This window comes from Pseudomonas sp. NPDC087598 (assembly GCF_044743525.1).
Lineage (GTDB): Bacteria > Pseudomonadota > Gammaproteobacteria > Pseudomonadales > Pseudomonadaceae > Aquipseudomonas.
This window is the reverse complement of record NZ_JBIUWQ010000009.1, coordinates 21,006-41,055: the sequence shown is the minus strand read 5'-3', so window position 1 is coordinate 41,055 and position 20,050 is coordinate 21,006. Positions and strand designations below refer to the sequence as shown.

The 20,050-nt window shown below is 61.7% G+C and carries 18 protein-coding genes; 12 read left to right on the top strand and 6 right to left on the bottom strand.

What is annotated here, in order from left to right; all coding sequences use genetic code 11:
* The first annotated feature begins 119 nt into the window (after positions 1-119).
* The 4 genes from ACIOWE_RS07440 to ACIOWE_RS07425 are packed head-to-tail and all read left to right on the top strand — an operon-like array spanning position 120 to position 2,984.
* A complete protein-coding gene (locus tag ACIOWE_RS07440) occupies positions 120-902 on the top strand; it encodes an ABC transporter permease (protein WP_401389255.1) in 783 nt (260 codons plus the stop codon).
* Entirely contained in the window at positions 902-1,750 is an 849-nt protein-coding gene (locus ACIOWE_RS07435; RefSeq protein WP_401389252.1) for an ABC transporter ATP-binding protein, read from the top strand. Before ACIOWE_RS07440 ends, ACIOWE_RS07435 begins: the two co-directional genes overlap by 1 nt.
* Complete coding sequence (locus ACIOWE_RS07430; RefSeq protein WP_401389249.1) at positions 1,747-2,709, top strand: HEAT repeat domain-containing protein; 963 nt, start codon at positions 1,747-1,749, stop codon at positions 2,707-2,709. The genes ACIOWE_RS07435 and ACIOWE_RS07430 overlap by 4 nt, the downstream gene beginning before the upstream one ends.
* A complete protein-coding gene (locus ACIOWE_RS07425) occupies positions 2,706-2,984 on the top strand; it encodes a DUF971 domain-containing protein (protein ID WP_401389246.1) in 279 nt (92 codons plus the stop codon). Before ACIOWE_RS07430 ends, ACIOWE_RS07425 begins: the two co-directional genes overlap by 4 nt.
* A 128-nt stretch (positions 2,985-3,112) precedes the next feature.
* Here the strand turns inward: ACIOWE_RS07425 and ACIOWE_RS07420 are convergent, their stop codons facing one another.
* The 3 genes from ACIOWE_RS07420 to ACIOWE_RS07410 all read right to left on the bottom strand — a co-directional run bounded on the left by ACIOWE_RS07420 (position 3,113) and on the right by ACIOWE_RS07410 (position 7,677).
* Positions 3,113-4,771, bottom strand: coding sequence for a phosphoethanolamine transferase (locus tag ACIOWE_RS07420; RefSeq protein WP_401389243.1), 1,659 nt, complete (start codon positions 4,769-4,771; stop codon positions 3,113-3,115).
* Positions 4,772-5,001: 230 nt separating this feature from the next.
* Complete coding sequence (locus ACIOWE_RS07415; RefSeq protein ID WP_401389240.1) at positions 5,002-5,739, bottom strand: TorF family putative porin; 738 nt, start codon at positions 5,737-5,739, stop codon at positions 5,002-5,004.
* Positions 5,740-5,934: 195 nt separating this feature from the next.
* Positions 5,935-7,677 (bottom strand): amidohydrolase, encoded by a 1,743-nt coding sequence (locus ACIOWE_RS07410; protein ID WP_401389237.1) that lies wholly within the window; start codon positions 7,675-7,677, stop codon positions 5,935-5,937.
* Positions 7,678-7,780: 103 nt separating this feature from the next.
* Here ACIOWE_RS07410 and ACIOWE_RS07405 point away from each other — a divergent pair, with 103 nt between their 5' ends.
* The 8 genes from ACIOWE_RS07405 (at position 7,781) to ACIOWE_RS07370 (ending at position 16,469) form a co-directional block, all read left to right on the top strand.
* On the top strand, positions 7,781-8,698 hold the full coding sequence (locus ACIOWE_RS07405) for a LysR substrate-binding domain-containing protein (protein ID WP_401389234.1): 918 nt from the start codon (positions 7,781-7,783) through the stop codon (positions 8,696-8,698).
* 38 nt (positions 8,699-8,736) lie between these two features.
* On the top strand, positions 8,737-9,354 hold the full coding sequence (gene lexA, locus ACIOWE_RS07400) for a transcriptional repressor LexA (protein WP_401389231.1): 618 nt from the start codon (positions 8,737-8,739) through the stop codon (positions 9,352-9,354).
* Complete coding sequence (gene imuA / locus ACIOWE_RS07395; RefSeq protein WP_201238481.1) at positions 9,354-9,971, top strand: translesion DNA synthesis-associated protein ImuA; 618 nt, start codon at positions 9,354-9,356, stop codon at positions 9,969-9,971. The genes lexA and imuA overlap by 1 nt, the downstream gene beginning before the upstream one ends.
* Before the next feature lie 7 nt (positions 9,972-9,978).
* Positions 9,979-11,394 carry a Y-family DNA polymerase gene (locus tag ACIOWE_RS07390; RefSeq protein WP_401389228.1) on the top strand — a complete coding sequence of 472 codons (1,416 nt, stop codon included), beginning with the start codon at positions 9,979-9,981 and terminating at the stop codon, positions 11,392-11,394.
* Positions 11,391-14,468 (top strand): error-prone DNA polymerase, encoded by a 3,078-nt coding sequence (locus ACIOWE_RS07385; RefSeq protein WP_401389225.1) that lies wholly within the window; start codon positions 11,391-11,393, stop codon positions 14,466-14,468. The genes ACIOWE_RS07390 and ACIOWE_RS07385 overlap by 4 nt, the downstream gene beginning before the upstream one ends.
* A 260-nt stretch (positions 14,469-14,728) precedes the next feature.
* Positions 14,729-15,415, top strand: coding sequence for a CsgG/HfaB family protein (locus ACIOWE_RS07380; RefSeq protein WP_401389434.1), 687 nt, complete (start codon positions 14,729-14,731; stop codon positions 15,413-15,415).
* Between the two features lie 29 nt (positions 15,416-15,444).
* Positions 15,445-15,813 carry a DUF4810 domain-containing protein gene (locus ACIOWE_RS07375; RefSeq protein ID WP_201238478.1) on the top strand — a complete coding sequence of 123 codons (369 nt, stop codon included), beginning with the start codon at positions 15,445-15,447 and terminating at the stop codon, positions 15,811-15,813.
* Entirely contained in the window at positions 15,810-16,469 is a 660-nt protein-coding gene (locus tag ACIOWE_RS07370) for a DUF799 domain-containing protein (RefSeq protein ID WP_201238477.1), read from the top strand. Before ACIOWE_RS07375 ends, ACIOWE_RS07370 begins: the two co-directional genes overlap by 4 nt.
* A 173-nt stretch (positions 16,470-16,642) precedes the next feature.
* Here ACIOWE_RS07370 and ACIOWE_RS07365 read toward each other — a convergent pair whose 3' ends face one another.
* Genes ACIOWE_RS07365 through ACIOWE_RS07355 form a run of 3 tightly spaced genes read right to left on the bottom strand, consistent with a single transcriptional unit; the run spans position 16,643 to position 19,997 of the window.
* Complete coding sequence (locus tag ACIOWE_RS07365; protein ID WP_401389221.1) at positions 16,643-17,305, bottom strand: flavin reductase family protein; 663 nt, start codon at positions 17,303-17,305, stop codon at positions 16,643-16,645.
* Positions 17,306-17,316: 11 nt separating this feature from the next.
* Complete coding sequence (locus tag ACIOWE_RS07360) at positions 17,317-18,804, bottom strand: amidohydrolase family protein (RefSeq protein WP_401389218.1); 1,488 nt, start codon at positions 18,802-18,804, stop codon at positions 17,317-17,319.
* Positions 18,801-19,997: an amidohydrolase family protein gene (locus tag ACIOWE_RS07355; protein ID WP_401389215.1), complete on the bottom strand. Its 1,197-nt coding sequence runs from the start codon at positions 19,995-19,997 to the stop codon at positions 18,801-18,803. Before ACIOWE_RS07355 ends, ACIOWE_RS07360 begins: the two co-directional genes overlap by 4 nt.
* Between the last annotated feature and the right edge of the window lie 53 nt (positions 19,998-20,050).

Sequence of the window (20,050 nt, the reverse complement as noted above, 5' to 3'; positions counted from 1 at the left end):
CCCCTGTGGGAGCGAGCCTGCTCGCGAAGGCGTCAGACCTGCTAATACATCATCACCTGACCCACCGCTTTCGCGAGCAGGCTCGCTCCCACAGGGGATCTCGGTTGAGAGGAATTATTGTGTACCGATCATTTTCACGCTGGGTTCCGAGGGCTGCCTCACTGCTGCTCTGCCTGCTGTTCTGGCAACTCGCCGCCAGCCACCACTGGAACCTCGGCCTGATCACCTTCGCTAACGTGCCGACACCCTTGGCGGTGATCGAAGCGGCGCTTGGTCTGGGCGACTCCGGCAAGCTCCTGCAACACCTGACCGCCAGCCTCAGCCGCGTCTTCGCCGGTTATCTCGCGGCCGGACTGATCGGCATTGCTTTGGGCCTGGCCATCGGCCGCTCGAAATGGGCCGAAGACTTGCTGTTGCCGCCACTTGAAGTGCTGCGCCCGATCCCCGCCGTGGCGTGGATCCCGTTGGCGATTCTGATGTTCCCGTCCTCCGAGCTGTCGATGGTTTTCATCACCTTCACCGGCGCACTGTTCCCGATCCTGCTCAACACCGTGCACGGCGTCGAAGGCGTCGATCCACGTCTGATCGCCTCGGCGAAAAGCCTCGGGGCAGGGCGCCGGGCGATCCTGCTGGAAGTGATCCTGCCCGGCGCCGCACCGAGCATCATCACCGGCCTGGCCATCGGCATGGGCACGTCGTGGTTCTGCCTGGTGACGGCCGAAATGATCTCCGGGCAGTTCGGCATCGGTTACTACACCTGGGAGTCCTACACCATTCAGAACTACGCCGACATCGTCGTCGGCATGCTCTTGATCGGCGTGTTGGGCATGGGCAGCAGTCTGCTGATCAAACGCCTCGGCGGGTTGTTCACGCCCTGGCATCGACCGCGAGGAAAAGCCTGATGAGCGTGATGCAAACCCCGCAAGGGCGGATCGACATTCGCCAACTGTCGATTGTCCTTGGCGAAGGGCGTGAAGCGTTCGAGGCGTTACAGGGACTCGATTGCCAGATCGAACCGGGCCAGTTCGTGTGCATTCTCGGCCCGTCCGGTTGTGGCAAATCGACTTTGCTTGGAGCGCTGGCCGGGCATCTGCGCGCGCACTCCGGCAGTCTGAAAGTCGATGGCAGCGAAGTGTCCGGGCCGTCGCCGCAGCGCGGCATGGTGTTCCAGCATCACACGCTGTTTCCGTGGCGTTCGGTGCGCGACAACGTTGCCTTCGGCCTGAAAATGCGTGGCATTGGCAAAACCGAGCGCCATCGCGCTGCCACTGAAATCCTCAAACTGGTCGGTCTCGAAGACTTCGCCGAACGCTGGCCTGATCAACTCTCCGGTGGCATGCAACAACGCGTCGAAATCGCCCGCGTGCTGGTCAACCGCCCGCGCCTGTTGCTGATGGACGAGCCGTTCGGCGCGCTGGATGCACTCACTCGGTTGAACATGCAGGAGCTGCTGCTGGATATCTGGACGCGCATCCGTACCACCGTGGTGTTCGTCACCCATGACATCGACGAAGCGCTTTTTCTCGCCGACCGCTTGCTGGTGATGAGTGCGCGGCCGGGGCGAATCATCGAAGACTTGCGCCTCGACTTCGCCCGGCCACGCAGCAGCGAATTGGTCACCAGCCCCGAATTCTCCCGACTCAAGCGCCACTGCCTCGACCTGCTGCGCCACGACAACGACCGACCGCTGCCGCGCCTCAATCCGCTCGGCCTGCCTCCCGAAAACCCTTTGCCGCGATTTGCCCTATGACCTCTATTTTTGCTGTGACCGATAACGCAGACATACTTGCCCTGCAACCACGCCTGACCGCCGAAGACGCGGGTGTGCGACGGATTGCCCTGATTGATCTGGCGGATCTGGAGGAGCCGGATGGCTTGCTCTGGCTGGTTGATCGCCTCGCTCAGGATCCTGCCGAAGAAGTCCGCGCTGAAGCCGCGCGGTTGCTGGAGGCCTGGGAGGAGCAAGCGGTCGTTCAAGCCTTGTGTGAAGCGCTGACCGATCCGTCGCCCGCTGTGCAATCCGCCGCCGCCCAAAGTTTGAGCCTGCTCAAGACCGCTGCAGCCGGGCGGGTGATTCTGCCGTGGACCGGGCATGCCGACGTCAGCGTACGCATCGCCGCGTTCCGCGCCTTGCGTGAACTGCGTTTCGCCGATGCCGCGCCGGCAGCTATCGCGGCATTGAACGATGCCGATGCCAATGTGCGCCGCGAAGCCGTGGGCGTGCTCGGCTGGCTCAAGCAACTCGACGCATTACCGCCATTGGCACGACTGGCCAGCGACGATCCGGACACCGAAGTCCGCCGTGCCGCAACCGGTGCGCTTGGCCTGGCCTCTGACGCTGACGTTCTGCCGGCCCTGCGCCAGGCCTTGCAGGACAACGCCTGGCAAGTGCGCGAAGAAGCCGCGACAACCTTGGGCAAGGTCGGCCACAGCGACGCCGGCCCGGCACTGATCGAAGCCTTGAACGACGACTATTGGCAAGTACGCCTGCGCGCCACCCGCAGCCTCGGCCGCTTGCGGTTTGCCCCAGCGCTGGACGCCCTGATCGAGACCCTCGGCCACCGCATCAGCAACCTGCGCAAAGAGGCCGCGCTGGCCTTGGGTGAGTTGAATGATCGCGGCGCCGTGGCCGCATTGCAGGCGGCGCAGGATGACGGCGATCCGGAAGTGCGCAAAGCCGTGCGGATTGCCTTGAGTCAGTTGCAATGAACCCGCTGTCGGTGGGCAACTCGCAGAGCGAGCAGACGCTACGGCTGAGTTGGCCGGATGGGCGCGAACAGCAGCTCAATCACGCCGAGTTGCGCCGCCAATGCCCGTGCTCGCAATGCCGCGCGTTTCGCCTGAAAGGCATGGTGCCGTTGGTCGATGACCGCGTCCGCCTGATCGAACTCAACCCCCAGGGCTACGGCGTGCAACTGGTGTTCAGCGACGGCCACCAACGCGGCATCTACCCGTGGGCCTACCTGGCAAACCTCACTCCTTGATACACCTCAGCCCCCTGTAGGAGTGAGCCTGCTCGCGATAGCGGTCGATCAGCCAACATCATTGTTGAATGACACACCGCTATCGCGAGCAGGCTCACTCCTACAAGGGGAACTGCGCAATATCCGGGTTATTGCGCAGCCGTCATGGATGGTCGGCAGCCATGGAAGATATCCAGCCCCGGCTGATACAGCGACGTCTTGACTTCAAACAGGCCGAGCACCGAATGAAACAGGTTGTCGTGGCTCAGATCCGTCTGCCCGGTCTTGCCTTGCAGACAACCGCGGTCAATGCCTTCATGGGCCAGGGTGTTGTCGCCAAACCACATCACCATCGGCACATGGGTCTGTGCCTCCGGCGCCAGTGCATAAGGCGCGGCATGCAGGTACAAGCCGTTTTCCCCGAGGGATTCGCCGTGATCGGAGACATAGATCATCGAGGTATCCAGCGTTGCCTGATTGCGCTTGAGCAGTTCGATCACCTTGGCGAGGAAGTGGTCGGTGTAGAGGATGGTGTTGTCGTACACATTGACCAGTTCATCGCGGCTGCAACTGCCCAACTGGTTGGTGTGGCAGATCGGTTTGAAGCGCTCCATGTCTTTCGGATAGCGCTCGTAATACTCGGGGCCATGGCTGCCATCGGCGTGCAACACGATGATTGCGTGGCCCTTGAGGCTGTCGATGTAGCTTTGCAGATCCTCCAGCAAGGCTTCATCCAGGCAGTTGTTGCCGTCGCAGAACGGTCCCGGCTGGTTCTTTGAAATATCGCGATGGGGCACGCGCAGGCAGGTGCCTTTGCAGTCGCTGTTGTTGTCCAGCCACAGCACTTGCACGCCGACCCGTTGCAGGATATCCAGCAGGCCTTCGTAGGTTTTGCCTTTCTTGTCGCTGTAATCCTCACGCGGGAACATCGAGAACATGCACGGCACCGACACCGCCGTCGATGTGCCGCAGGAATGCACCTGCGTGAAGTTGAGGATGTCCAGTTTGCTCAGTTCGGGGTTGGTCTCGCGCTCGTATCCGTTCAGCGAAAAATGATCGGCGCGGGCAGTTTCGCCGACCACGAAGACCATCAGCGATTTCTTCTCGCGGCTGGCAGCCTTGGCGCTCATCACCGCGTCTTCGCCGACGGCCTGCACCACAAAGTGCTTTTTGATCCCCAGTCGTTGCTTGGTGTATTTGCTGATCGCGTAGATGTAGTTGGTCGGGTTGATGAAGTGAGTGAGCTTGTCTTCTTCGCGAAAGATCGGCGCATAGGTCGAATAGAACGCACCCACCGAGACGGCGATGACCAATACGCAGGCGACAATCACCAGCACCTTGTTGAGCAGACCGCGAAAGAACGGCCGATAACTCACCGGCCAACGCCAGATCAGCGCCGCCGGCAGCACGCCGAGCAGCAGCACATAGCTCAGCAGTTTGCCGTTGAACAGCGCTGTCGCTTCGGCGGGGTTGGTTTCGAAGACGTTCTGAATCATCACCGTGTCGATGGTGATCCCGTATTCGTTCATGAAATACGCGGCGCAGGCCGAGAGCAGGGCGACGATCGTGAGCACCGGTTTAAGCGTCCAGCGAAACGACACCAGGGTCAGCAGCAGGGTGATCGCAGCCCAAAGAAACAGTCCGAACGAAGCAAAGAACGCCACTTTGTGCGCGCCTTGCAGGGTGATCAGTGTGCCCAGCGCCTTCCAGGTCGCCAGGTTGTACAACGCGACCAGCGCCAGGGAAAACAGCAGCACCAGTCGGGTAGGAGTGATGGACGGTAAACGCAGTCCGTTGCCCAAAGCCATTCTTGTTCTTCCTCTACGCAAATAGAAAACACACACGGTTACGCGTGTAACTGTAGAAGAACATTGGTAAAAATTCCGTAAACATCCAGTAACAAATGCCGAGCTGGCTCACCCCGATCAAAACTGTGGGAGCGAGCCTGCTCGCGAAGGCGGTATGTCAGTCAAGATTGATGTCGGCTGTTCCACCGCTTTCGCGAGCAGGCTCGCTCCCACAGGTGGACAGCGTTTTTTCAGAAGGATTTGCTGACGCTGGCGACCACGGTTGCCGTGCAGACGTCCTTGAAGCCCCAATTACTCAGGCATTGCGTCTGCGACAGATCGGTGTCGATGTAGCTCAATCCGAGCACCACACCGGCCAGATTGTGGGTAACTTTGACCTCCCATTCCCGGTAGCTGTCTTCTGCCTGCCCGGACGCCGAGTACAAGTGCGGATCCTTGAAATCCATATTGCCGTAGCGCAATTTCAGGCCCGAATCGAACGGCAGCCCGGTTTCATAACTGACATAGCTGTAAAGCGAACTCTGCTTGCTGTCGATCCCCGGCGCGTCGCTGGAGTAATACGCCGCCACTTTCACGCCGTAGGCACCAAAAATCCCGTAGACCTCGCTTTGGTTGAACTGACCTTCCTTGGGATAGGCGTACTTGATGTAACCCAGATCGAGGCTGACATCCTCGGTGGCCTGCCACAGCCAGCCGGCGTAGTAATCGACTTCCTGACGGGTATTCAGACCGCCGCCAAAATCGACGTTGGAACTCCAGGCGCCCAGGTACAAACCGCTGCTGTGAGCGAGGGTCAGACCGGCCTGCACGGCAGGGTCATTCTGGGTCTGCGAGATGCCGCGAGTGCGGTAATCGCTGGCCAGTGTCAGATCCACCAGCACGGCGAAGTCGTCGTTCAAAGGAATCGCAAAGCTGCTCAACGGCAGCAGACTCAAGGAACTGAGGGCGAACAGGGGCAAGGCTTTCATGTGAAGTCCCGATGTTGTGATTATTTTTGGGCAGAAAGACAAACCCGCAGGAGGGCTGGGAATGCAATCTCAGTCACTCTCGCGGAACCCTTGTGGGAGCGAGCCTGCTCGCGAAAGCGGTGGTTCATGCAGCATTGTTTGTGACTGATACGCCACCTTCGCGAGCAGGCTCACTCCTACAGGGGAGACTTGTTGTTATTGAGCGGCGGTGTAGACCTGACGGCCGCCGAACCAGGTCTGCAAAACCTGGGTGTCGTGCAGGGCTTTGTTGTCGACGCTGAACACATCGCGGTCGAGCACGATGAAGTCGGCCTGTTTGCCCGGTGTCAGCGAACCGATCTGCTTTTCCAGGCCAATGGTGCGCGCGGCGTTGACGGTGTAGGCGTAGAACATGGTTTCGCGGTCCAGACGCTCGTCGGCATTGAGCACGCCCAGCGGGCCGACGCGGGTGATGGCCTGAGCCATGGCGTTGAACGGGTTCGGCGAAGACACCGGCCAGTCACTGGCACCGGCAATCGTCGCACCCTGTTTCAGCAGCGAGTGCGCCGGGTACTGGTAGCGAAAGGCGAGGGCGCTGACGTACGGCTTGATCATGTCGGTGGTGTAATCGTCGGCACTGGCCCAGAGCAATTGCATCGAAGCGATGACGTTGAGCGGTTTGAAACGGGCGAACTCTTTCGGGTTGACCATTTGCAGGTGCGTGATTGAGTGCGTCACGCCGCTCTGCCGATCCTTGCGCGCCTGGGCGATACCGTTCAGCGATTCGCGTACGGCGCGGTCGCCGATGGCATGGATGTGCACCAGCCAGCCGCGCTGGTCGATGGCACTGACCAGTTCGCCGAAGTGCTGCGGATCGATGAGCAATTCGCCCTGTTTGTGCGAGTTGCTGTAGGGATCGATCATCGCTGCGCTTTGCGCCGGGTATTCAATCACACCGTCGGCGAAGATCTTGATGCCGGGCAGAGTCAGGTTAGGAATGCCCTGAAATTGCTGGCGCACCTTGTCCAGTGTATCAAGGTCGGCGGGTACGCTTTTCGGGTTGGCCACCAGCAACGCGGCAACGTGCACGCTCATGTCGCCGCTTTCCGACAGTGCTTTATAGGCCGGCAGCACGCCGACGGTTTTCTCGGTGGGTTTGAGGGCGAAAACCGCTTCGCCCGGTGCGGCGTTGGCGGCGGGGTCCATCCACGCGGTGATGCCGAGGCTGTTATTGAAACGCACGGCCGACTGCGCGGCTTTGAGCATGTCGGCGGCGCTCGGCACCGGCATTTTCGAGGCGACCCGATCCCAACCGGCATCGACGACAAAACCGTTGGGTTCGCCGCTGGCCAGTTTGCCGACGGTGTCTTTTTCTGCGTCGGGCAGGGTTTTCAGCAGAGCGGCGTCGATGCCCGCGCGCTTGAGCATGACGTTGTTGGCCCATGCGGTGTGGTGGTCGCTGCCGATGAACACCACGGGCACGTTGGCCCATTCACCGTTGTTGAAGGTTTTGCCCAAGGCTTCGGCTTGTGCCCAGTACTTCGAACTCATGCCGGCAATGCTCAGCACATCGCCGTGCCGGGCCTTGCCGTCATCACGCCAGGTACGCAGGTTTTTTTCCAGTTCGTCGAGGGCGACGACTTCGTCTTCCATGTTCGCCGAGACCATTTCCAGACCGCCGAAAATGGCGTGGGAATGGCTGTCGATCAGACCGGGCATCAACGCTTTGCCACCCAGATCGACGACTTTGGTGCCGGATTCGATCAGCGCCTTGATCTGCGCGTCGCTGCCGACTTTCAGCACTTTGCCGTTCTCGACGGCCAGTGCCTGGACCTTCGGTTGAGCGCGATCAGCGGTGAAAATCTTGCCATTGATCAATACCAGATCGGCAGCGGCCATGGCTTCCATCGAGGCAAAACTTACGGCGGCAGCCAACAGGCTCGGGATGAATCTTTTCATTGAAGATTTCCTTGTTATTGCGTCTGATGGCCAGATTAGTGGCTGGCAACGGCCAGCAGAACGCCTCCCTTACGAAAAACGTTTTTGCCTGAATGGAAAAAGCATGGACAAGTTGGGTGCATTGAAAATGTTCGTGGTCACTGCGCAACTCGGCAGCTTCAGTCGCGCCGCCGAGCAGCTCGGCAAGACCCCCTCGGCCCTGACCAAAGCGGTCAATCATCTGGAGTCGGAGCTTGGTGCGCGGTTGTTCGAACGCAGCACGCGGCGGATTCTGCTGACCGAAATTGGCCGGGTGTATCTGGAAACGGCGCGGCTGGTATTGCAGCGGCTGGATGAGGCCAGTGAAGAAATCGAGCAGTTGCAACATGGCTTGCGCGGCAGCCTGAAAATCACCGCGCCACTGGCGTATGGCCGGGCGTTTCTCGATCAGGTGTGCGACGGCTTTTTGCAGCAATACCCGCAGATCAGTCTGCAAGTGGATCTGTGCGACGAGTTCGTCAATCTGCTCGAAAGTGGTTATGACCTGGCCTTGCGCGAAGGTCACGATGACCTGCCGGGGCTGATTTCGCGGGTGGTCGGCAGTAATCGGCTGGCCCTGTGTGGCAGTCCTGAGTATCTGGCGCGCAAGGGCCTGCCGGTGAACCCGCAAACTCTCGAGCAGCATGAATGGCTGCTGTACCGGCACCCGTTGCTCAGCCGCGAATTCTGGTGGGCCGAGCGCAATGGCCAGCGTTTGAGCCTGCCACAACCTGCAACACCGTTATTGCGCAGCGACAATTACGACCTTTTGCTAGCCAGTGCTCTGGCCGGGCGCGGTTTGCTGCACACGCCGCTGTGGAGCGCCGCGCCGTACATTGCCGACGGGCGCCTGGTGCGGGTCATGGCCGACTACGACATCGACCCGGACAGCTTCGGCCCGCACATTCTGGCGGTGTACCCGAGCCATCGCCGGGCCACGGCCAAGGTCGTCGCGTTCATCGATTACATCTCAGGATTTCTGGCCAAACGTGGCTTGAGCTGACTGGCGGCGCTTGTCAGGAAAATCCTACAGGAGTACAAATGTACTCCATGACGAACCTGACTCCCCGCCGTACCGCCATCCTGACCTTTATCCGCGAACGCATCGCCGAACACGGTCAGCCCCCAAGCCTCGCTGAAATCAGCGAGGCTTTTGGTTTTGCCTCGCGCAGCGTGGCGCGCAAGCACGTGCTGGCGCTCACCGAAGCCGGGTTTATCGAGGTCAATCCGCATCAGGCCCGGGGCATTCGTCTGCTTGGGCAACCAGCGCGGCCGGAGCTGCTGGACATTCCGGTGCTCGGTCGCGTCGCCGCCGGTGCACCGATTGGCGCGGATGCCGACATCCACAGCCGCTTGATGCTCGACCCGGCGCTGTTCTCCCGGACCCCGGACTACATGCTGCGGGTACAGGGCGATTCGATGATCGAGGACGGCATTCTCGACGGCGATCTGGTCGGCGTGCGCCGCAATCCCGAGGCGCTGAACGGCCAGATCGTCGTGGCGCGGCTCGATGGCGAAGTCACCATCAAACGTTTCGAGCGTGTCGGCGACAAGGTGCGGCTGTTGCCGCGCAACCCGGCGTATCAGCCGATTGTCGTGGGCGATGATCAGGATCTGGCCATCGAAGGGGTGTTCTGCGGTCTGGTGAGGCAAGGCTGATGGGCGCCGTCGTTGCGTTGGATACGCTGTTCAATGGCGGCCAGGTCTGGAAGGGCCGGCCTGCGCCACCGGCGGCCAGCCCACAACCGACCGGGCATGCCGCGCTGGACGCCGCATTACCCAGCGGTGGCTGGCCGGAAGCGGCACTGAGCGAAATTCTGCTGGCCGGCCCAGGTGTCGGTGAACTGCAACTGGTCTGGCCGACATTGGCGCGGCTGTCGGCGGCGGGGGAGCGCATCGTGCTGGTGGCGCCGCCATTTGTGCCGTATCCGCAGGCGTGGGAAAACGCCGGGGTCGATCTGCGCCAGTTGTCGGTGATCCAGGCCAGTGAACGCGATGCCTTGTGGGCCGCGGAACAATGCCTGCGTTCGGGCAGTTGCGGCGCGGTGCTGTGCTGGCCGCACAAGGCCGATGACCGCGCATTGCGGCGTTTGCAGGTGGCGGCGGAAACCGGTCAGACCCTGGCATTCGCCTGGCGAGCGTTGAGTGAAGCGGTCAACCCGTCTCCGGCAGCGCTGCGCATTGCCATTGATGCCAAACCTGCGCAACTGCGCGTGCTCAAGTGTCGCGGTGGACTGGCGCGTACGGCGCCGATTGCCTTTGCCGTGGGGCACTGAGGTCGTCATGCGCTGGGTGTGTATCCTTTTTCCGCAATTGGCCCTCGACGCCGTGCTGCGTCAGCGGCCCGACCCCGATGAGCCGTTGGTGCTGCTCAGCGGCCCGGCCCAGCGTCGGGTGCTGCAAGCGGTCAACCCGGCAGCACGCAAACTCGGCTTGCGCGCCGGCCAGTCGATGACGGCCGCCCAGGCCATGAGCAAGGGGTTTGTCACCGCCGATTACGAAGCCGCCGAGGTCGAACACTGGCAGCAGTTTCTCGCCGCGTGGGCTTACCGTTTCAGTGCGCAGGTCAGCGTGCATTACCCGCGCACCGTGGTGTTCGAGATCGAGTCGAGCCTGGGCCTGTTCGGTTCCTGGCCGCAGTTCGAAGCGCGATTGCGCAAGGAACTGACGGATCTGGGTTTCCGTCATCGCATCGTCGCGGCGCCCAACCCGGCGGCCGCACGTATCCTGGCCAACGCTTATGACGGGCTGGTAGTGCCGGACGGCGAGGCCTTGCAGCATCATCTCGGCCAATTGCCGATCGACCGCGTCGGTCTGGAGCCGGGCGTGGCCACGGCGTTGTCGCGCATGGGCCTGCGCAATCTGAGTCAGGTGCAGAGCCTGCCGCGTCAGGCGCTGGCCCGGCGTTTCGAAGCTCCGATGCTCAAACACCTCGATACCCTGTTTGGCGCTCGGCCACTGGCGTTGGCGTTCTATCTGCCGCCGGATCGTTTCGATGTGCGTATCGAACTGAATTTCGACGTGCAATCCCATCAGGCCTTGTTATTCCCGTTGCGGCGTTTGACCGGTGATCTGTCGGCGTTCCTGTGTGGGCGTGACAGCGGCGTGCAGCGCTTTGATCTGCATCTGGAACACGCCGGGCTGCCGGACACCGTGATCAAGGTCGGCCTGCTCAGCGCCGAGCGCGATCCGGCGATGCTTTTCGAACTGGCCCGTGGGCGATTGGAGCAGGTGCAGGTCGAGGCACCGGTGCGTGGCTTCCGTTTGCGCGCCGAAGATCTGCCGAGTTTCGTCCCGCAGTTTCAGGAGCTGTTCGACGACCGTCCGCAGCAGACTTTGCCCTGGGAGCAACTGCGCGAACGCTTGCGTGCACGGCTGGGAGATGACGCGGTGCAAGGGCTGCGCTTTCAGGCGGATCATCGGCCGGAGTGCGCATGGCAAAACGGCGTCGATAAACAACCGTGCTCAGGGTTGCCCAGTGTCCATCGCCCGGGCTGGTTGCTCGGCGAGCCGCAGAGCGTGCCGCAAGGTTCGGCGCGGATCCTCATGGGCCCCGAACGCATCGAATCCGGCTGGTGGGACGGTGATGATGTGCGCCGCGATTACTACCTGATCCAGAACCGTGCCGGTCAGCAAGGCTGGGCCTATCGGGCGGTGGGCGAGGACGGTCCGTTGTGGCTGCAGGGCTGGTTTGCATGAATGCTGACTACGCCGAACTGCACTGCCTGTCGAACTTCAGTTTTCAGCGCGGTGCGTCCAGTGCGCTGGAACTGTTTCAACGGGCGAAAAAGCACGGCTATCAGGCGCTGGCGATCACTGACGAATGCACGCTGGCCGGGATCGTTCGTGCCTGGCAAGCGGCGAAGTCGGTTGAGCTGCCGCTGATCATCGGCAGCGAAATCCGCATCGACAATGGCCCGAAACTGGTGCTGCTGGTGGAGAACCTTGAAGGTTATCAGGCGCTGTGCGGTTTGATCACCCGCGCCCGGCGGCGGACGCAGAAAGGCCAGTATCAGGTGCTGCGCGAAGACTTCAGCGAAGCCCTGCCGGGATTATTGGTGTTGTGGGTGCCGGACTCGGTGGATGACCTGGAAGAGGGCCGTTGGCTGAAGCAAACCTTCGGCGAACGGCTGTGGCTGGCGGTACAACTGCATCGCGGGCAGGACGATCAGCGCCGGTTGGCGATGCTGCTGAGTCTGGCCGCCGAACTGCAGATTCCCGCCGTGGCCAGCGGCGATGTGCACATGCACGCCCGTGGCCGGCGCGCCCTGCAGGACACCATGACCGCGATCCGCCATCACGTACCGGTGGCCGAGGCTGGTTTGCGTCTGCATCCCAATGGCGAGCGCCATTTGCGCAGCGTCGAGGTGTTACGCGAGTTGTACCCGCAGGCCTTGCTGGAGGCATCGGTGAATCTGGCCCGGCGCTGCACTTTCGATCTGGGCGATCTGCGTTATCAGTATCCGAAAGAGCTGGTGCCCGAGGGGCACAGCGGCAGTTCATGGCTGCGACATTTGACCGAGGAGGGCATCGCCTGGCGCTGGCCGAAAGGCGCACAGGCGAAAGTGCTCAAGCAGATCGACGATGAGCTGAAACTGATCGCCGAACTCGGCTACGAAAGTTACTTCCTCACTGTGCATGACGTAGTGCGCTTTGCCCGCACGCAACAGATTCTCTGTCAGGGCCGTGGCTCGGCGGCCAACTCGGCGGTGTGTTTTGCCTTGGGCATTACCGAAATCGACCCGGATCGCACGACGTTGCTGTTCGAACGGTTCATGTCGAAAGAGCGCAACGAGCCACCGGACATCGATGTCGACTTCGAACACGAACGCCGCGAAGAAGTCCTGCAATACGTGTTCCGCCGTTATGGTCGTCATCGTGCGGCGCTGACGGCGGTGGTCAGCACCTACCACGCCGCCGGGGCCGTGCGCGACGTGGCCAAGGCGCTGGGTCTGCCGCCGGATCAGATCAACGCATTGGCCGATTGCTGCGGCCACTGGAGTGATGAAACGCCGCCGGTAGCGCGCCTGCTCGAAGGCGGCTTCGACCCTGACAGCCCGGTGCTGCGCCGGGTCTTGAGCCTGACCGGGCAACTGATCGGCTTCCCCCGGCACCTGTCGCAACACCCCGGCGGCTTCGTGATTTCCGAGCAGCCGCTGGACACACTGGTGCCGGTGGAGAACGCGGCAATGGCCGACCGCACGATCATTCAGTGGGACAAGGATGACCTCGACGCAGTCGGGCTGCTCAAGGTCGATATCCTCGCGCTGGGCATGCTCAGCGCGATCCGCCGCTGTTTCGACTTGCTGAGCCGCCATCGCAATATGGATCTGAGCCTGGCGACGATCCCGTCCGAAGATAAACCGACCTACGAGATGATCAGCCGCGCCGACACCATCGGTGTGTTCCAGATCGAATCGCGGGCGCAGATGTCGATGCTGCCACGCCTGAAACCGGCGAAATTCTACGATCTGGTGATCGAAGTGGCCATCGTCCGCCCGGGGCCGATTCAGGGCGGCATGGTCCATCCGTACCTGCGCCGTCGGAACAAGGAAGAAGAGGAAACCTATCCTTCGCCAGAACTCAAAGTGGTGCTGGAAAGAACCCTCGGCGTGCCGCTGTTTCAGGAACAGGTGATGCAGATCGCCATTGTTGCCGCCGACTACAGCCCCGGCGAGGCCGATCAGCTGCGCCGCTCCATGGCGGCGTGGAAACGTCACGGCGGGCTTGAGCCGCACAAGGAGCGACTCGCCGCCGGCATGAAGAAAAACGGCTACACCCCCGAGTTCGCCGCGCAGATCTTCGAGCAGATCAAGGGTTTCGGCAGTTACGGCTTTCCTGAGTCTCACGCTGCCAGTTTCGCCTTGTTGACCTACGCCAGTTGCTGGCTCAAGTGCCACGAACCGGCGGCCTTCGCCTGTGCACTGATCAACAGTTGGCCGATGGGTTTCTACAGTCCCGACCAGATTTTGCAGGACGCACGTCGCCATCAATTACAGATTCGCCCGGTGGACGTGCGCGCCAGTGATTGGGATTGCAGCCTGGAAACCACCACGGCGGCGCAACCGGCGATCCGCATGGGCCTGCGCATGATCAAGGGTTTTCGCGAAGACGATGCCCGGCGCATCGAAGCGGCGCGGGCGCGTGGGGCGTTTGCCGACGTTGCCGATCTGGGCGAGCGCGCCGCACTCGACAGCCGGGCGCAAGCGTTGCTGGCGGATTCCGGGGCGTTGGGCGGCTTGGCCGGTCATCGTCACCGGGCACGCTGGGAAGTCGCCGGAGTGCAGAAACAACTGGGACTGTTTGCCGGATTGCCGAGCCAGGAAGAGCCTGATGTGGTGTTGCCAAAACCCAGCGTTGGCGAAGATCTGCACGCCGATTACACGACGGTCGGCACCACGTTGGGGCCGCATCCACTGGCGTTGTTGCGCGGCGAATTGAAGGCGCGACGCTGCCGCAGTTCGCAGGAGTTGCTCGATGTCGAACACGGGCGACCGGTGAGCATTGCCGGTCTGGTCACGGGCCGGCAACGACCGGGCACCGCCAGTGGCGTGACGTTCGTGACTCTGGAAGACGAGTTCGGCAACGTCAACGTGGTGGTCTGGCGCGACCTGGCCGAGCGTCAGCGCCAGGTGCTGGTGGGCTCGCAACTGCTCAAGGTCGACGGGCGCTGGGAGCGCGAAGGCGAAGTGCGCCATTTGATCGCCGGACGCCTTAGCGACCTGAGCCCGCTGCTCAACGGCATCCGCGTACAGAGCCGCGACTTCCACTGATCAACACACAACCCCCTTGCGGGAGCGAGCCTGCTCGCGAAAGCAATTTATCAGTCAAAGATTTTTGTCTGATGCACCGCTTTCGCGAGCAGGCTCGCTCCCACAGTGGATTTGTGTACGACCAATCAGGGCCAAATTGCTGACGCCAAAAAAACCTGTCTTCAATGATGGCACTTTGTCATAATGCCGCCCCTTTTCCGCTCCCCAGCGATTTATCACGCCGGGACACACCGTTTTTCAAGAAGGAATATTCAGTGAGAATGATCTCCCGGATGTTGGTCTCAGGCGTTGCCATCGCCGTGCTCGGCACGCTGGCCACCACGCTTTCCGGCTGCGCCACCGAAAGCTCCCGCGCATTGCCGGTGGCCAAGGTGGAAAGCGCCACGCAAGTCTGGACCGGCGTGCGCGTGCCAATGGCCGTGGGCAAGTTCGACAACCGCTCGAGCTACATGCGCGGGATCTTCTCCGATGGTGTCGATCGTCTCGGCGGTCAGGCCAAGACCATCCTGATCACCCACCTGCAACAGACCAACCGTTTCTCGGTACTGGATCGCGACAACATGGGCGAAATCCAGCAGGAAGCGGCGATCAAGGGCCAGGCCCAGCGTCTCAAAGGCGCCGATTACGTGGTCACCGGTGACGTCACCGAGTTCGGCCGCAAAGAGACCGGCGATCACCAGTTGTTCGGCATTCTTGGTCGCGGCAAGACCCAGGTGGCCTACGCCAAGGTCAACCTGAACATCGTCAATATCAGCACTTCCGAAGTGGTGTATTCGACCCAGGGCGCCGGCGAGTACGCCTTGTCCAACCGCGAAATCATCGGCTTCGGCGGCACCGCTGCCTACGATTCGACCCTCAACGGCAAAGTCCTCGATCTGGCCATGCGCGAGGCGATCAATCGTCTGGTCGATGGCTTGAACGCCGGTGCCTGGAAACCGGGCAACTGAAAGCCCCCCTTTGCAAGGAGCAACACACCATGAATTCGATTTTGTCGCGGTCGCTGCTGGCCCTGACGCTGGCCGCCAGCGCCTTGCTGGCCGGTTGCAGCAGCCCGCAAACCCTGTACCAGTGGGAAGGCTACCAGCCGCAGGTTTACGAATACTTCAAAAGCGAAACGCCAAAAGAAGCTCAGGCCGAAGCGCTGGAAGCCGATCTGCAAAAGATCCGCGCCAGTGGCAAAGCCGTTCCGCCGGGTTACCACGCACATCTCGCGCTGCTGTACCTGAGCATGGGCAAGGACGATCAGATGGTGCAGCAGTTGCGCACCGAAAAGACCTTGTTTCCTGAGTCCGGGACGTACATGGACTTTCTGCTGAAAAACGCCAAGACCGGAGACGCGCAATGATCTCCCGCACCCTGAAGCTGCTGGCCGCTGGCCTGGCGCTGACCGTTCTCGGTGGCTGTGTCGCACCGAAAACCGTGGACTATTCGGCGTACAAACAAGCGCGTCCGAAGTCCATTCTGGTGCTGCCACCGCTGAACACCTCGCCGGACGTCAAGGCGTCGTACAGCCTGTTGTCGCAGGTGACGTTCCCGCTGGCCGAGGCCGGTTACTACGTGTTGCCGATCACGTTGGTTGACGAGACGTTCCGCCAGAACGGCCTGACCACCCCGGATGACATCCATCAGGCACCGGCGAACAAGCTGAAGGAAATCTTCGGCGCCGACGCTGCGCTGTACATCACCGTGACCGAATACGGTACGCGTTACATGGTGATCAGCAGCGAAACGGCGGTGACGGCGACGGCGAAACTGGTTGACCTGAAAACCGGCACGACGCTGTGGACCGGTTCGGCGCGAGCGTCGAGCGAAGAGGGTAACAACAACGGTGGCGGCGGCCTGATCGGCATGCTGATCACGGCGGCGGTGAAGCAGATCATCAACAGCTCCACTGATGCCGGTTATCCGATTGCCGGTGTGGCGAGCAATCGCCTGCTGTCGGCCGGGCATCCAGCGGGCCTGCTGTATGGGCCGCGTTCGCCGAAATACGGCACGGACTGAAACCTTGAGGCAGTGATGCCTTTGTGGCGAGGGAGCTTGCTCCCGCCGGGCTGCGAAGCGGCCCCAAATCCGACGGCGCGGTTGAGTCTGATTCACCGCGTCGTTTGGGTTTACGACTGCTGCGCAGCCGAGCGGGAGCAAGCTCCCTCGCCACAGGTTTTCGCAATACCGGTTTATTTGGTGGCAGGCCAAAACCGTTCGCCACCGCCCGGCGCTTCCGTCCACGCTTGCAATGAGCGGGTCGGCAAATCGAAGTAGTCGCGTGTTCGTGCATAACCATGGCCACCCATGCGCCCGATGGCATCCAGGCCCAATTGATCGATGTACAGCGTCTTCGGGTCGATCAACTCATCGCGCACATGCGCCATCAACACCTCGCCAAAAATAATCTCCCGTGACTGACCGATGTTCAGCGCCATCATCCGTCGGCACTCCAGTGCTACCGGTGCTTCACCGATGCGCGGGCATTTGACCGTGGTGCCGGGGATCGCCGTCAGACCCGCAGCGGTCAGCTCATCGAAGCCCGGCGCGAACGGCACGGCGCAGACGTTCATCGCTTCCACCAGCGCGTCGCTGACAATGTTGACGGTGAATTCCTGATTCAACTGGATATTGCGCGTGGTGTCTTTCGGGCTCTGATCGCCGTAATTCTCCACGCCCAGCGCGAGGATCGGCGGGTCTGCCGACAACGCGTTGAAGAAGCTGAATGGCGCGGCATTGACCCGGCCTTCGCCATCAATGGTGGTGACCAAGGCAATCGGTCGAGGGACGACGCTGCCGATCAGGATTTTGTATTTTTCCCGTGGGCTGAGTTGGCTGAAGTCGAAACTGTGCATGGCAGAACTCTCTAAAAAAGGGGATCGATTGCGCTCAACGGCGCTTCGGCGCTGTAGTCATCGGCGAACGGAATGGCCGGCTGGAACAGGGTTTTCCAGTCCGGTCGGGCAAAGGTCCGGTCGCTGTGGCTGCGCAGCAGTTTTTCGTATTGGCGTTGGGCCTGGCGTTGCAGGGCGGAGTAGTCGACGCCGCTGACCTGGCCGTCGTGCATCACGCAGCGACCGTCGATGTAACTGGCGATGCAGTCATCGCCGCGCCCGGCCAGCAGCAGGTTTTTCAGTGGATCGAACAGTGGCCCCAGATGCAGGCCGCGCAGATTGAACACGGTGATGTCGGCTTTGGCGCCGGGGGCCAGACGTCCGAGGTCAGCACGCCCCAATGCCTGCGCGCCACCGAGGGTGGCGGCGTTGTACAGGTCGAGGCTGCTGGTCAGCGAAGAACCGCCCTCCATCAACCGCGCAATGTTCAGGCCGTGACGCATGTTTTCCAGCAGGTCTGCCGGCCAGGTGTCGGTGCCGAGGGCGAAGTTGATGCCTTTGGCCCGATAGCGCCCGAACGAGTTCAGCGCCTCGCCGTCACGGGCGAATACCAGTGGGCAATGCACCAGACTGGCGCCGCCGTCGATGACGCGTTGCAGGTCGTCGGCGCCCGCGGTGTAGATACCGTGGGGTAACAGGCTGCGCGGTGTGAGCAAGTCCAGTTGTTGCAACCAGGCCAGCGGTGTGGCGCCGCGCAACTGTTCGACCATCGTCACTTCGCTGAGCGCCTGACAGCAATGCAGGCGCATCGGCGCATTCAGTTCCCGGCTCAACGCGGCAGTGCGTTGCAGCAACGCCGGGGTGCAGGTCTGAATCCGATCGGGCAGCAATGCACCGCGAATCAAACCGTTGTGCGCGCCGTCGAAATTCTTGAAAAATCGTTCGGCAGCATCGAGTCCGGCCAATCCACGCGCCTCATCCCAGTGATGGCCGAGGCTGCCGTCGGAATGCCAGTAACTCATGCCGCTCATGTAGCAGGGGCCCAGATAAGTGCGCAGTCCGAGTTCGCCAGCAACCCCGGCAACGGCGGCAAATTCGTCGTAGGTTTCCGCCCACTCGCGGTAGTACATCGAGGTGATCGGCATGGCCGTGGTGATGCCGTTGCGGATCAATTGGGTGAAGGCGTAGCGATATTTGAAGACTTCTTCGTCCGCGCTGAACGTCTCGCGCGGCCCACGGGCCAGATACTCCGCCGACCACATGCGGCCCATGGCGCACTCATCGCCGTTGTCGAGGGTGAGTACCGTGGAATCGAGGTCGCCGAGGGCGTCCAGGTCAATGAAACCGGGGCCGATCAGCGCGTTGCCGTAATCGATCCATTGATCCACTGGCCCTGCATATCCGCGCCCGACAAACTCGATCCGCGCCCCGCAAAACACCACTTCACCGTCACGCCACAGCACATGTCGGGTGCCGTCGAAGCCGACCACGCAAGTGGCTTTCAGGCCGATGCGTTTCACAGACGGCTTTCCAGCAAACGGCCACCGCTGGCGATCAGCTCACCGCCGCGATAAACCTGACGCAGTGGCCGCGTCACCACCACCTCACCGAGCGTCTCGACGGGCATCAGCAGGAAATCCGCAGGCCCACCGATGTCGAAACCATATCCCTCGATACCCAACGCCCGGGCACCGTTGACCGTGGCTGCTGCAAACGCCGCCGCCAGTTCTTCGTCCTTGCCCAAGTCAAAACGAAACGCCAGCAACATCGCCCGCTCAAGCATGTCGCCATTGCCCATCGGCGACCACGCATCGCGAATGCCGTCGGAACCGAGACAAACGTTGACGCCGACCTCGCGCAACGCCAGAAACGGTGGAACGGCGCAATCGGCCGGGGCGGAACTCATCAGCGAAATCCCCAGCGCCGCCAGACGTTCAGCCAGCGGTTTGACCTGACTCCACGGCAACATGCCCAGGCAGTAGGCATGGCTGATCATCACCCGGTTTTGCAGGTTGAAGCGCTCGGTGTAATCGGCAATCCGCGCGATCTGCCACAGGCCCAGTTCACCTTTGTCATGCAGGTGAATGTCGACGCCACGGCCAAATTCAGCCGCCAGTTTGAAGACGAAATCCAGCTGTGCGATGGGATCGTTGTCGATGCCACACGGGTCGAGCCCACCGACGTTTTCCACGCCCAGCGCCATCGCTTCGCGCATCAGTTCGGCGGTGCCGGGACGACTGATCAGCCCGGTCTGCGGGAACACCACCAGTTGCAGATCAATCAGGTCTTGGTAGCGCTCGCGCAATTGCTGCATGGCCTCGACATGGCGCAGGCCAAATTCCGGATCGATGTCGACGTGGCAGCGCATGGTCAGCGAGCCACGGGCGATGCAGTTTTCCAGCAGCGCGCCGGCGCGTTCGGCGATCGGTGCTGTTACTTCACGGAGAATGCGGCGTTCGTTGCTGATGTAGTCCTTGAGCGTCGGGCCGGCGCTGTTCGGGCGCCAGGGTTGGCCGTAGAGGGTCTTGTCGAGATGGACGTGGCTTTCCACCAAAGGGGCGGTGAGCAGTTGGTTCTGGCCGTCGATGTCGGTGGCTGTCAGCGGCGCGTTGGAGGCTGGGCGGCGTTGAGTGAAGCGGCCGTTTTCGATCAGCAGGTCTTCGGCGGGGGCGCCGTAGGGGCGTACGTTGCGTAGCCAGTGTGGCTGGGTCATACAAACCTCATTCAGGTCTTTGAATTATGTGTTGGCCGGGCGGGCCTCTTCGC

Excerpts from the sequence above, each read along its gene's own strand:
- ACIOWE_RS07425 (WP_401389246.1), top strand. The coding sequence starts at position 2,706 with ATGAACCCGCTGTCGGTGGGCAACTCGCAGAGCGAGCAGACGCTACGG.
- ACIOWE_RS07430 (WP_401389249.1), top strand. The coding sequence starts at position 1,747 with ATGACCTCTATTTTTGCTGTGACCGATAACGCAGACATACTTGCCCTG.
- ACIOWE_RS07375 (WP_201238478.1), top strand. The coding sequence starts at position 15,445 with ATGAATTCGATTTTGTCGCGGTCGCTGCTGGCCCTGACGCTGGCCGCC.
- ACIOWE_RS07365 (WP_401389221.1), bottom strand. The coding sequence starts at position 17,305 with ATGCACAGTTTCGACTTCAGCCAACTCAGCCCACGGGAAAAATACAAA.
- ACIOWE_RS07420 (WP_401389243.1), bottom strand. The coding sequence starts at position 4,771 with ATGGCTTTGGGCAACGGACTGCGTTTACCGTCCATCACTCCTACCCGA.
- ACIOWE_RS07405 (WP_401389234.1), top strand. The coding sequence starts at position 7,781 with ATGGACAAGTTGGGTGCATTGAAAATGTTCGTGGTCACTGCGCAACTC.
- lexA (WP_401389231.1), top strand. The coding sequence starts at position 8,737 with ATGTACTCCATGACGAACCTGACTCCCCGCCGTACCGCCATCCTGACC.
- imuA (WP_201238481.1), top strand. The coding sequence starts at position 9,354 with ATGGGCGCCGTCGTTGCGTTGGATACGCTGTTCAATGGCGGCCAGGTC.
- ACIOWE_RS07415 (WP_401389240.1), bottom strand. The coding sequence starts at position 5,739 with ATGAAAGCCTTGCCCCTGTTCGCCCTCAGTTCCTTGAGTCTGCTGCCG.
- ACIOWE_RS07410 (WP_401389237.1), bottom strand. The coding sequence starts at position 7,677 with ATGAAAAGATTCATCCCGAGCCTGTTGGCTGCCGCCGTAAGTTTTGCC.
- ACIOWE_RS07390 (WP_401389228.1), top strand. The coding sequence starts at position 9,979 with ATGCGCTGGGTGTGTATCCTTTTTCCGCAATTGGCCCTCGACGCCGTG.
- ACIOWE_RS07370 (WP_201238477.1), top strand. The coding sequence starts at position 15,810 with ATGATCTCCCGCACCCTGAAGCTGCTGGCCGCTGGCCTGGCGCTGACC.
- ACIOWE_RS07355 (WP_401389215.1), bottom strand. The coding sequence starts at position 19,997 with ATGACCCAGCCACACTGGCTACGCAACGTACGCCCCTACGGCGCCCCC.
- ACIOWE_RS07380 (WP_401389434.1), top strand. The coding sequence starts at position 14,729 with ATGATCTCCCGGATGTTGGTCTCAGGCGTTGCCATCGCCGTGCTCGGC.
- ACIOWE_RS07385 (WP_401389225.1), top strand. The coding sequence starts at position 11,391 with ATGAATGCTGACTACGCCGAACTGCACTGCCTGTCGAACTTCAGTTTT.
- ACIOWE_RS07435 (WP_401389252.1), top strand. The coding sequence starts at position 902 with ATGAGCGTGATGCAAACCCCGCAAGGGCGGATCGACATTCGCCAACTG.